The sequence below is a fragment of the Marinobacter sp. genome, from assembly GCF_041686475.1.
Lineage (GTDB): Bacteria > Pseudomonadota > Gammaproteobacteria > Pseudomonadales > Oleiphilaceae > Marinobacter.
The window spans coordinates 1-12,558 of sequence record NZ_JAWLDU010000068.1; the positions used below are offsets into that span (position 1 = coordinate 1).

General features: G+C 56.8%; 8 protein-coding genes. 4 read left to right on the forward strand and 4 right to left on the reverse strand.

The window, feature by feature from the left end; genetic code table 11:
• Positions 1-3,001: DUF6701 domain-containing protein (locus ACESMB_RS13010; protein WP_372971754.1), on the forward strand; the 3,001-nt coding region annotated here is incomplete at its 5' end.
• Positions 3,002-3,065: 64 nt separating this feature from the next.
• Here ACESMB_RS13010 and ntrC read toward each other — a convergent pair.
• From ntrC to glnA, 4 genes are all read right to left on the reverse strand, one after another.
• Positions 3,066-4,493, reverse strand: a complete 1,428-nt coding sequence (gene ntrC / locus ACESMB_RS13015) for a nitrogen regulation protein NR(I) (RefSeq protein WP_372971755.1) — start codon at positions 4,491-4,493, stop codon at positions 3,066-3,068.
• Positions 4,490-5,572, reverse strand: coding sequence for a nitrogen regulation protein NR(II) (gene glnL / locus ACESMB_RS13020; RefSeq protein WP_372971756.1), 1,083 nt, complete (start codon positions 5,570-5,572; stop codon positions 4,490-4,492). The genes ntrC and glnL overlap by 4 nt, the downstream gene beginning before the upstream one ends.
• Positions 5,573-5,899: 327 nt before the next feature.
• A complete protein-coding gene (locus tag ACESMB_RS13025) occupies positions 5,900-6,430 on the reverse strand; it encodes a DUF4124 domain-containing protein (protein ID WP_372927287.1) in 531 nt (176 codons plus the stop codon).
• Positions 6,431-6,618: 188 nt separating this feature from the next.
• The gene (gene glnA, locus ACESMB_RS13030) at positions 6,619-8,022 is read right to left on the reverse strand and encodes a glutamate--ammonia ligase (RefSeq protein WP_372927286.1); all 1,404 of its coding nucleotides are present in this window, start codon (positions 8,020-8,022) and stop codon (positions 6,619-6,621) included.
• A 558-nt stretch (positions 8,023-8,580) separates the two neighbouring features.
• Between glnA and typA the strand changes: the two genes are divergently transcribed.
• From typA to dtd, 3 genes are all read left to right on the forward strand, one after another.
• Entirely contained in the window at positions 8,581-10,392 is a 1,812-nt protein-coding gene (gene typA, locus ACESMB_RS13035; RefSeq protein ID WP_372927285.1) for a translational GTPase TypA, read from the forward strand.
• Between the two features lie 99 nt (positions 10,393-10,491).
• Positions 10,492-11,454, forward strand: coding sequence for a prolyl aminopeptidase (gene pip, locus ACESMB_RS13040; RefSeq protein ID WP_372971757.1), 963 nt, complete (start codon positions 10,492-10,494; stop codon positions 11,452-11,454).
• A gap of 104 nt (positions 11,455-11,558) precedes the next feature.
• The gene (gene dtd / locus ACESMB_RS13045) at positions 11,559-12,023 is read left to right on the forward strand and encodes a D-aminoacyl-tRNA deacylase (protein WP_372971758.1); all 465 of its coding nucleotides are present in this window, start codon (positions 11,559-11,561) and stop codon (positions 12,021-12,023) included.
• The last annotated feature ends 535 nt before the right edge of the window (positions 12,024-12,558 follow it).

Consider the following 12,558-nt stretch of genomic DNA (forward strand, 5'->3'; position numbering starts at 1 on the left):
GGCCCGGTTCTCGAAACAGGGTGAGGATTTCTATCGCAACGGAAAGCTTTGGGTTAATCCCGAGTGCGGTGCCTCACCACCCGCGACACCCTCCGCGGAAAGAGATGTGCCGCCCTCGAACCGGTTGAGCGAAATATCGAATGTGGGTTTTCGGTCCGAGAATCTGTCAGGAGACGATGCCTTCGAGATTGGTCAGGTTGCCGTGGGCACTCGCTGGACAGATGTGGTGAATTGTTCGCCCGGCCCCCTGGTGGAATACCGGATGGAGCAGACATCTCTCGACGGCACGCCGGGGGAAGTAGTTGATACCAGCGGCAATAACAATGATGCCACCTCCCAGGGAGGTCTGGGCACTGGCATCGATGATCCGGCGATAGCCGGCAATCCCGGTACCTGTCGTTATGGTGATTTCGATGGCGATAATGATCAGATTACAGATAACGATGCGGGCGATTATCTCAACGGGCTTGAAGCAGTCACCGTGATGGCCTGGGTTTATAACTCCGCATCCTTTTCGGGTAATGACCGGGGTATATTCTTTACCGATGATACTGGATCTGGCAAAGACAATCGCTTGGGCCTGCGATACGACACCAATGGATTTTTCGGGGGCGCCGACGACGTTATCAAGGCCAGTGTCTATACCGATGAATGCGACCCTGATCAGGAGTGTCTTCAGGTTGAGACCGTTTCCGGCCTGATGGCCCAGAATCAATGGCAACACATCGCCATGACCTGGACCACCGATGGCGAGATCAAAGTGTACGTCAACGGCAACGAGGTCAGTACTTCGGGTACTCAGGGTAATGGCGGAACCGGGGCACTTGCCGGTGTTGAGCGCCTCGACATAGGTCAGGGCGCCAAAGGCCAGCGTTGGCAGGGGCGTATCGATGAGTTCAGGGCTTTCGGTGTCGCGCTGACCGAGGCCGAGATCATGGCTGAAATGAACCGAGCCTTCCCCTGCTCTGGCTTCGGACCGAACCATATTCGACTGACTCATCCGGGGCGGGGACTGACATGCTCCTCCTCGCAAGTGATCGTGGAGGCGTGTGCAAATCAGGATTGCACAGATTTGTTCGAGGACCCGCTGGATGTAACCTTCACCTCGCCTGCAGACAATTGGGTTCCCAATCCGGTCACATTTACCGGCCAGACCGATGTTCAGCTCAATGTAACTGAGCCATCCACGGTGACTCTGGGAGCCAACGCGGTTTCGCCTTCCGCCCGGAACGCCACTCGCTGTTTCAGCGGCGGGTCAGAAACCTGCCAAATGACGTTCCTGGATGCCGGCTTCGTCATTGATGTGCCAGATCATGTCTCCGGCTCGGTGGTCAATGGAAGCATCACGGCTGTCCGCAAGGATGATGAAACGGAACGCTGTGTTCCCGAATTTTCCGATGAGTCAAAGGACGTTTCACTCTGGTCCCAATACAGTAATCCCTCAGGTGGGAGCCTGTCGGTTTCGATTGATGGCGGCGCGGTCCCAACGGCATCGCCTGGAAGCACGCGGAGCCTGGAGTTTGACGGCGATGGCGTCGCTACTATCGACCTGCGTTATCCGGATGTCGGGCGAGTCGAATTCAATGCACTGCATGAGGGCACCGGAGAGAGTGAGGGGCTCGTGATGACCGGCGTCGGGGACTTTGTTGCCAGACCTGCCTATTTCACGCTGGATATACTCGATAATCCGGAAGCCAGTTCGGTGTCAGACGACAATGTATTCGTGGCAGCGGGGGAAGATTTTCCAGTGACTGTGTCCTCGAGGAACATTGACGACGACATTACGCCCAACTTCGGAAACGAGTCGGCACCTGAGGGCGTTGTCTTGAACCCTTCCCTGGTGGCGCCTGTCGGGGGCGATTTGCCAGATCTTGAAGGGGCTTTTGGTGAATTCGGTCTGGGCTGCAATGGTGACGACGATCAAGACGGTACTGCTTGCGGCAACTTCAATTGGCCCGAGGTAGGGATAATCGGAGTGACACCGACCCTTGCCAGTGGCGCCTATCTCGGTAGCGAGAATGTAACCGGAAATGAAGTTGCTAATGTAGGTCGGTTCGTTCCGGCAAGCTTCGCGATGCAAATTGTTGATTCCGGTGCTGTGGCGCCATACTGTTCCGCCGGTAACAGCTTTGCCTATATTGGCCAGGATCTTGGTTGGTCCCCCGGCTCGGAGCCGTTGGTTGAGGTACGTGCGCTGGCAACGGCTGGAAGCACAACCCGGAATTACACCATGGGTAGCTTCCTGCGCCTGGATAGTTCAGGCGTTGAGCGGGTGGCGGCCAGCGCTGACGAAACTGCATTGAGCACGCTGGGCGCACCCCTGTCTGTAGACACGCTGCTGGACCCGATGGCGCGCTCCGTGGCCTCACCAGGTGTAATTCGGTTCAGATTCAGCGGTGCCGACTCCCTGCGGTACGAAAAAGAACCGGCAGCTCAGGTTGCGCCGTTCAATCCGGATTATCGCATTGCCATTGATCGCGTGAGGGATCAGGACAATGTAACCTCCACGCAGCCAGCCCTGTCGCTACAACCAGGTTTTGCCTTTGATATGCGTTATGGCCGAGTGGTGCTAGATAATGCCTTCGGCCCGGAAACCCTGCCGCTGACTATTCCCATGCGTGCTGAGTACTTCGATGGTAGCCGGTTTGTCACCAACGTTGACGAAAGCTGCTGGATGTTCAATCTGCCGGATGACGTAACACTGGACTTTTCCGGGTCGGCGCTGGGTGACGGCGATACGGAATTATCCCCAGTGGTAGATGGCCAGGCGCAGGCCGGCACGGTTGTGGATTCGGATCAGATGGTATTATCTGCCCCGGGAGAGGGGAAATCAGAAGACCCGGGTAACCGCGGAATCGAATTGGAGCTGGCTGTGCCTGTATGGCTGCAGCATTTCTGGCAGCAAGGAGGGTCGAATGATCTTTCAGACCCGACGGCACTGGCAACCTTTGGCGTTTTCCGCGGAAATGACCGAATCATTTACTGGCGCGAGGTACGTTAGAGAGTTGTTTAAAAAGGGCTGATGAGGTCTTCATTTGGCCCCATTCCGATCACCTACTGATGAATCAATCCTCCACCCCCTCCGGATGATCCATCCCCAGCTCATTAATCTTCCGCGTCAGCGTATTCCGCCCCCAGCCCAGCAGAATGGAAGCATCCCGCCGCCGGCCGCCGGTGTGCTTCAGGGCGGTCTCGATCATGATGCGCTCGAACTCCGGTACGGCTGTATCGAGAATGCCCTTGCGGCCACGCTTGAGTTCCTGCTCGGCCCAGTTGCGCAGGCCTTCCTGCCAGGTCTGGCCCGTGGCCGGTGCTTCGGCCTGTTGCATCAGTTCCGGCGGCAGGTCGTCGATGTGAACTTCACGGCCACTGGCCATAACGGTCAGCCAGCGGCAGGTGTTTTCCAGCTGGCGGACGTTGCCGGGCCAGGGCAGGGTGGTGAGGTACTCTTCCGCTTCCGGCCGTAGCAGCTTGGTTTCCACCGCCAGTTCCCGGGCTGCGCGCTTGAGAAAGTGCTCCATCAGCCGCGGGATGTCTTCGCGCCGTTCCGCCAGTTTTGGCAGGTGTACGCGAATGACATTCAGCCGGTGGAACAGGTCTTCCCGGAAGGTGCCGGCCTGGACAAGTTTTTCCAGGTCCTGGTGTGTGGCTGCGATGATGCGCACATCTACCTTGATGGGTGTGGTGCCGCCAACCCGGTAGAACTCGCCATCCGCCAGTACCCGCAGCAGACGGGTCTGGGTGTCGGCGGGCATGTCGCCGATTTCGTCGAGGAACAGGGTGCCGCCGTTGGATTGTTCGAATCGCCCCTGCCTCGCAGCCGCTGCCCCGGTGAAAGCGCCTTTTTCATGGCCGAACAGCTCGGACTCGATCAGGTCCTTGGGAATGGCGGCCATGTTCAGCGCGATAAACGGGCGGCTGGCCCGGGGGCTGTGATTGTGCAACGCCTGGGCCACCAGTTCCTTACCGGTGCCACTTTCGCCGTTGATCAGTACCGTAATATTGGAGTGTGACAGGCGGCCGATGGCCCTGAACACTTCCTGCATGGCCGGGGCTTCACCGATGATTTCGGTGTTGCGTTGCGAACTCTCCGCCTGGGGCTCTGCTGTGGCTCTGCGCTCGTGGCTGTGGGCCACGGCCCGCTTAACAAGCGCCACGGCGTCATCCACGTCAAAGGGCTTGGGCAGGTATTCGAAGGCACCGGTCTGGTAGCTGGTAACCGCGCTTTCCAGGTCCGAATGGGCGGTCATGATAATCACCGGCAGATCCGGGTGCGCCTCGACAATCTGGGAGAGCAGGGTGATACCGTCCACGCCGGGCATGCGGATATCGCTGATGATGGCGTCGGGCTGTTCGTGTTCCAGCCGCATCATGATGCTTTCGCCGCTTTCAAAAACCCGGGGTTGCATACCGGCCTGGTTCAGGGCGCGCTCCAGCACCCAGCGTATACTTCTGTCGTCGTCAATTATCCAGACGTTTGCCGGTTGGCTCATTGATTGTCCTCCAGGGGCAGGAAGATGATGAAGTCGGTTTCGCCGGGCTGGCTTTCGCATTCAACCAGCCCGTGATGTTGCCCGATGATGCTTTGGGTAATGGAAAGGCCAAGGCCTGTTCCGCTCGCCCGGCCGCTGATCATCGGGTAGAAAACGTTTTGCAGCAGATCCGGCGGTATGCCCGGCCCGTTGTCGATCACGTCCACGCGGCAAACCAGCCGATGGCGTTTGTGGCCGATGGTGAACTGCCTGAGCGCGCGGGTACGGAAGGTAATGGTTGGCTGTTCGTCGTCGGTCAACTCAGCCTGATTTTCGAAAGCGGCCTCCATGGCGTTGCGGGCGATGTTGAGAAAAGCCTGGATCAACTGCTCCGTGTCGCCCTGGAACTCCGGAAGGCTGGGGTCATAGTCGCGGCTGAAATGAATCCTGCCGCGGCTCTCGGCTTCCAGCAGGGTCTTTACCCGTTCAAGCACTTCATGGATGTTGGTGGGGGCCAGTTTCGGGGCCTTGTTGGGGCCGAGCATTCTGTCCACCAGGGACCGCAGACGATCGGCCTCTGCAATGATGACCTGGGTATATTCTTTCTGGTCTTCGTTGTTCAGTTCCCGGTCCAGCAACTGGGCAGCGCCACGGATGCCGCCCAGGGGGTTCTTGATCTCGTGGGCCATACCCCGCACCAGAATTCGCGTGGTCTCCTGCTGGGAGATGATGTCTTCCTCACGGCTGATGCGCAGCAAGCGATCCCGTGGCTGTATCTCAATCAGCAGTTCAGTCGGGTCCAGGCTGATGGGCGAGACCGAGTAGTCAACGGTAAGCCGCAAACCGCTTGCGAGCACGAACCCGGCTTCTCGGCGAGTATACGACTGCCCGTTCTCGGCAGCGGCATAAAGAGTTTTCAGGGCGTCTTCCGAGTCGATCAGGATATCTTTGATTGGCGAGCCCTGGCTTCTGGTAATGCTGGTTTCAAACAGGCTCTCTGCGGCGGGATTCAGGTACTGGATCTGCAGGCCTTCCCTCAGCACAATCACTGCCGTCGTCAGGCTGTCCAGTATGCTTTTGTATCCGGCCGGTATTGCCATGCTTCCATCCCTTTTGGTGGGCAATGCTGATTACTCACGCAGTTTTGCAAAAAGCGAACCACATTGGATGATTACGGCATTGAAAGTGCGCATTTTGCGGGCATTGGGGCCTGGCGGCCTGAAAACCCGCTGTTGTGTAGTGCATAGGCACAAATATGCGTTACAGAATGCCGGCTGAGCGCCCTGCGATTGGTCAGAGTATGGCTGCTTTTTGGTGCGAGCGCACTAATGTGGTGCGCATCGGTGATCGGAGAGGCCGCTAGCCGCTAACGCGGTCAGGGTATCGAGGCGCCCTCTGCAGAGAGGGCGGGGCTCCGAAAAGGTGCGTCAGTTGTTAACACTTGGCCTGTGGATGGTAAAACTGATGGATTCGCCGCTTTTGATGGTGACGCCGTTGCTGTCAATGATGTTAACGCCTGCATCGTGGGTGCCGCGATAGACATTGCGTACCATCACCGTGCCGGAGGAGCTCTGCCCCACAGGCTGGCCGTCCAGGGTGACCTCGTATTTATGATTGTCCCGCAGCGAGGGTGAACTGGTTACCTGGAACTCCACGTCACCACTGCCACTGTGAAAAGCCTCATCATCACCGGGTGCAACGAAGGTCACGCTGTCATAGGCGGCGCCTTCCTGCTCCACTGTTTCCCGCAGTTGTTCCGGCTCCTGGACAGATTCCGGTTTCGGCAGGGTCACTGTGGTTACGGGCTTGACCTTGACTTCTTCAGCGTCCGTGCCTTCCGCTGGTTCATCGGTGTAGGTAACGTTGCCCTGGGAATCAACCTGGCGGTACACCTCTGCAGAAAGCGGGAGGGCAATGAAGGTAAGAATGCCTGCGACAAATGCGAGCCGTGGTTTCATAGATACAACCTGTCTGTTGTTTTACCCGATTATCAGCGTCAGACCTGTGTATTTCAACGCCATTCCCGCCGGGCTTGGTTACATTCCGTTAAGGCTGATGCGGCAGTGTGATTGCCGGCACAAAAAAGCCCTGCACATGGCAGGGCTTCTCTGACTGCTGGCGCCTTAAAGCGCCTGGCAGGACGTGCTTAGCATGAATAGTACAGCTCGAACTCGACCGGGTGTGTGGTCATGTTGAGTTTCTCAACTTCGCCACGCTTCAGGTCAATGTAGCCGCCGATCATGTCCTCGGTGAACACGCCGCCACGGGTCAGGAACTCGTGATCCGCTTCCAGAGCGTCCAGGGCCTCCTGGAAAGTCTCGGCAACGGTCGGGATGTTCAGGGCTTCTTCCTTCGGCAGATCGTACAGATCCTTGTCCATGGCGTCGCCAGGGTGGATCTTGTTCTGGATGCCGTCGAGGCCGGCCATCACCAGGGCTGCGAACGCCAGGTACGGGTTGGCAGAGGCGTCAGGGAAGCGGACTTCGATCCGACGGCCCTTGGGGCTGTTCACGTAGGGAATCCGGATGGAAGCGGAACGGTTGCGGGCAGAGTAGGCCAGCATGACCGGAGCTTCGAAGCCCGGAACCAGACGCTTGTAGCTGTTGGTGGACGCGTTGGTAAAGGCGTTAATGGCCTTGGCATGCTTGATGACACCGCCGATGTAGTAGATGGCCATCTCGCTCAGGCCGGCATAGCCGTCGCCTGCGAACAGGTTCTTGCCGTCCTTGTTCAGGGACATGTGTACGTGCATACCGGAACCGTTGTCACCAACCACCGGCTTGGGCATGAACGTGGCCGTCTTGCCGTAGGCGTGGGCAACGTTGTGTACGCAGTACTTCAGGATCTGAACTTCGTCAGCCTTGCGGGTCAGGGTGTTGGCGCCAACGCCGATTTCACACTGGCCAGCGGTACCCACTTCGTGGTGGTGTACTTCAATTTCCAGGCCCATGGACTCCATGGCCGCACACATGGCGCCCCGCAGGTCGTGCAGGCTGTCTACCGGGGGAACCGGGAAGTAGCCGCCTTTAACGCCCGGACGGTGACCGATGTTGTTGCGATCGAATTCGTCGCCGGATACCCAGGCTGCCTCTTCCGAGTGCAGTTCATACATTGCACCCTGCATATCGACTTTCCAGCGGGCTGAGTCGAATACGAAGAATTCCGGCTCCGGGCCGAACAGTGCACCGTCGGCGATGCCGGTGGACTTCAGGTACTCTTCGGCACGCTTGGCAACCGAGCGTGGGTCACGCTCATAGCCTTGCATGGTGGAAGGTTCCACGATGTCGCAGGTGATGTTAATAGTGGTTTCTTCGGTGAACGGATCGAGAACAGAGGTTTCATCAACCGGCATCAGGATCATGTCGGATTCGTTGATGCCCTTCCAGCCAGAGATGGAGGAGCCATCGAACATCTTGCCGTCGGCGAAGAAATCCTCGTCAACTTCGGTTGCGGGCAGGGTCACGTGCTGCTCTTTACCGCGGCTGTCAGTGAATCGCATGTCGACCCATTTGACTTCGTGTTCCTTGATCAGATCAATCGTCTTGGACATTGTGCAAGCTCCGTCAGTTATCCCGTATAGCGGGCGATTTCTGTGTACATTGTTGCCGGATCGTTCAGCGGGGCTGAGTTCCGATCTTTCTTTCAGGTTGGGCAGCTTACCAAAAGCTGTTCCGTCTTACCTGCGAATTCGGCTGACTACCATGAAGCAATAGCCTTGCCAATTTTGTTTTCATGCTCCACAAGTGCGCAATTACAGGGTTTTCGGGCATTTTTGGAGCGACAAGGGTGCCCAAGCCGCTTTTCCCGCCCTTTTGTGGTGCATTAAAAAGGTGCATGCACCGAAAATATGCATTAATTCGGTGCAGGGGTGCCAGTCCCCGGATAGGCGTTTTTCTTCATATAAACGCAAGTGAGTTTGCTATATACTGCGCGCCACTTCATTTTGGACCCGGATATTCAGCGCAAATGCTGAGTCTCGTCAGGGTGCACCTGGGCTGCCCAGCCTGGCAAATGAAATTCATTTTACGGATTTGAGACGGCATGTAAGGGGCGTTGCGCCTGCTGAAGACCTCTCAGGTCATTCAGTGCATGCTGCAGGAATATTGTTGTGATTGATAAACTTCGTAATATCGCCATCATCGCCCACGTTGACCATGGCAAAACCACGCTGGTGGACCAGTTGTTGCGCCAGTCCGGTACGCTGGACCGCAAAGAGCTCGAAAACGAGCGCGTCATGGATTCCAATGACCAGGAAAAAGAACGCGGCATCACCATCCTGGCCAAGAACACGGCGCTGAAATGGCATGACTACGACATCAATATCGTTGACACCCCGGGCCACGCCGACTTCGGTGGTGAAGTCGAGCGCGTGATGAGCATGGTGGATTGCGTGCTGCTGGTGGTTGATTCCATCGACGGCCCGATGCCGCAAACCCGTTTCGTGACCCAGAAGGCTTTCGATGCCGGCCTGCACCCGATTGTCGTGGTTAACAAGATCGATCGTCCCGGCGCTCGCCCTGACTGGGTGGTAGATCAGGTGTTCGACCTGTTCGACAACCTCGGCGCCAGCGATGAACAGCTGGATTTCCCGATCGTGTATGCCAGCGCTCTCAACGGCATCGCCGGGATGGATCATGAAAAGCTGGACGACAACATGGATGCGGTTTTCCAGGCCATTGTGGACCATGTGCCGGCACCGAACGTTGATCGCGATGGTCCGTTCCAGATGCAGATCTCCCAGCTGGACTACAACAGCTTCCTGGGTGTGATCGGGATTGGCCGTATCCGGCGCGGTAAGGTTAAAACCAACTCCCCGGTAACGGCGATCGGTGCGGACGGCAAGAAACGTCAGGGCCGAATCCTCAAGATCATGGGCCACTCGGGCCTGCAGCGCGTTGAAGTCGACGAGGCTCAGGCAGGCGACATTATTTGCGTAAGCGGTATGGACGAGCTGTTCATCTCCGACACCCTTTGCGATCAGGCTAACGTTGAGGCGCTGCCCCCGCTGACGGTGGACGAGCCGACGGTTTCCATGACGTTCCAGGTCAACGACTCGCCGTTCTGTGGTAGGGAAGGCAAGTTCGTCACCAGCCGTAACATCAAGGAGCGCCTTGAAAAGGAGCTGCTCCATAACGTTGCCTTGCGCGTTGAGGAAGGCGACTCTGCAGACAAGTTCAAGGTTTCCGGCCGTGGTGAGCTGCACCTGTCAGTGCTGATCGAAAACATGCGCCGGGAAAACTTCGAGCTGGCAGTAGGTCGCCCGGAAGTGGTGATCCGGGAAATCGACGGGGTCAAGCAGGAGCCCTACGAGAACGTCATCATCGATATTGAAGAGCAGCACCAGGGTGCTCTCATGGACCAGATGGGTTTCCGCAAGGGCGAGCTGACCAATATGGTGCCGGACGGCAAGGGGCGTATGCGTCTTGAGTACACGATTCCGGCGCGTGGCCTGATCGGCTTCCGTAACTCCTTCCTGACCATGACATCCGGCTCCGGCATCCTGACATCGACCTTCAGTCATTACGGTCCGATCAAGAGCGGTGACATGACCAGCCGCCAGAACGGTGTGCTGGTGTCGATGGCAACCGGTGCGGCGCTGACCTACTCTCTGGAAACCCTGCAGAGCAGGGGCAAGCTGTTCCTGGATCCTGGTCAGGAGGTCTATGAAGGCCAGTTGTGTGGCATTCACAGCCGTGACAACGACCTGGTGATTAACCCCACCAAGGGCAAAAAGCTGGACAACATGCGTGCCTCCGGTAAGGACGAAGTCATCGGGCTGGTGCCGCCAATCAAATTTACCCTTGAGCAGGCGCTGGAGTTCATCGATGAAGACGAGCTGGTGGAAGTAACCCCCAAATCGATCCGTCTGCGCAAAAAGTTCCTTACCGAGAACGAGCGCAAACGCGCTCACAAGAAGTAAGCTGGCGAGCGCTGACAAGAGGGGCAGGTGTCGTGACATCTGCCCCTTTTCTGTTCACTTCAGCTAAACTCCGTTTAAATCCTTTTTCCGGAGCGTTCTATGCTCACTCTGTATCCCGACATCAAACCTAATGCCCGGCACCGCATTGCGGTGGACCTGCCCCACGAGCTTTACGTGGAAGAAAGCGGTAATCCGGATGGCATTCCCGTGCTGGTTGTTCACGGTGGGCCCGGGGGTGGCTGTGAGGATTACTATCGCCGTTTTTTTGATGCCGAGCGTTACCGGATCATCCTGATGGACCAGCGTGGCGCTGGTCGTTCAAGCCCTCTGGCGGAATTCGAGGGCAACACCACGCAAAAGCTGGTGGAGGACATGGAAACGGTCCGTCTGTTTCTTGGTATTGATCAGTGGATTCTCTTTGGTGGCAGTTGGGGTTCAACTCTCAGCCTGGTGTATGCCCAGACCCATCCGGAAAGGGTGCTTGGCCTGGTACTCCGGGGTATTTTCCTGTGCCGTCCCAGGGACATCCACTGGTTTTACCAGGAGGGCGCCAGCCGTATCTTTCCTGATTACTGGGAAGACTTCCTTGCACCGATTCCGGAAGATGAGCGGCATGATCTGGTCTCCGCCTACTATCGACGCCTTACCAGCAGCAACGAACTTGAGCAGATTCAGGCCGCGAAAGCCTGGTCTATCTGGGAAGGGCGTTGTGCCACCCTGCATCCGAACCCCCGTGTAGTCGAGCATTTCGGTCACCCGCACGTCGCGATCGCCCTGGCGCGAATCGAGTGCCACTACTTCATGAACCAAGCGTTTCTGGAGGACGACCAGATTGTCCGCGATGCCGGCATGCTCGAGGATATCCCGGGTATTATCATTCATGGCCGGTACGACATGGTCTGCCCTCTGGACAATGCCCTTGCCCTGAGCGAGGCATGGCCGGAGGCTGACCTCAGAATCATACGGGATGCAGGCCATTCGGCCTCTGAGCCGGCCATCGTTGATGCCTTGATGCGCGGCATTGATGAGATAGCAGCAAGACTGGATGGTAGCGCTCAATAACTACCTCCCGCACAAACGCCAAATACCCCCTGAGAGGGGTTGCGGCGAGCTTGCGCCGTGGATAAACTCCTTCGCAACTTTTGAGTCCTTCCGCAGGGAGCACAATGAAAGGGCTGATTCAGCGAGTCACTCACGCCAGCGTTACCGTCGATCAAAAGACTGTCTCCGAGATTGATGCGGGGCTGTTGCTTTTGCTTGGCATTGAAAAGTCTGATGACCCGGCAATCGCGGAAATGCTCTGTCGCAAGGTGATCCATTACCGGATATTTGCCGATGACCAGGGACGGATGAATCACAGTCTGCTTGATACAGGCGGCTACCTCCTCGTTGTTCCCCAGTTTACCCTTGCAGCCGATACCCGGTCGGGCACTCGCCCGGGCTTCTCTGTGGCGGCGCCACCCATGCAGGCGGAAGCGTTGTTCCGGGAGTTTCTGGTGGTGTCAGAGCAATACCTCGGTGAGGGCCTGGTTGGTCGTGGGCAGTTTGGCGCCGATATGAAAGTGGCTCTCGTTAATGATGGCCCTGTCACGTTCCTTCTCGAGGCAGGCGGTGGCCCCGGCGTTAAGTAGGTGTATGCACTGATGTGGCGCACAGGCCCGGCAAGTGTCCTGCTCTGGTGCAGCCTGTCTTCGATGAGATGTTGCTGGTTCTGGTCTCAGTGTGCTTATTGGAATTTAACTATTTAAAATAAAAGGGTTTTTTTTATTGTGGCCCCGGATTTGAAAGGTAGGTGCCCGGAGAGGCGGCATTGTTTGTCTGCATAAGCACTTGCTTTATTACGACGAATTGAGCTAAAAAGCACGGATTAAAAATTTGCAAAAAAAAGTTCATTGTATTAAAACAGGTTCATCACTCAGAGCTTTAAAAGACAGCTGTAAGTGGTTGACGAGAAAAGGGGCTGGCAAGCCCCTTTAAAAGAAAAAGAAAACTGGATTCGTATTGCTTTGTCACAAAACTGACATGGTAAGTACACAGAATAGGGCTCAACCAGCCCGACTGGTGAAGTCTGAAGAGCGGGAATAGAACCCGACGCTAAAACCTGAGTTAACTCAATAAAGGAAGACGCAACATGAAAAAGACGCTCATCGCATCTGCTATTGCAGC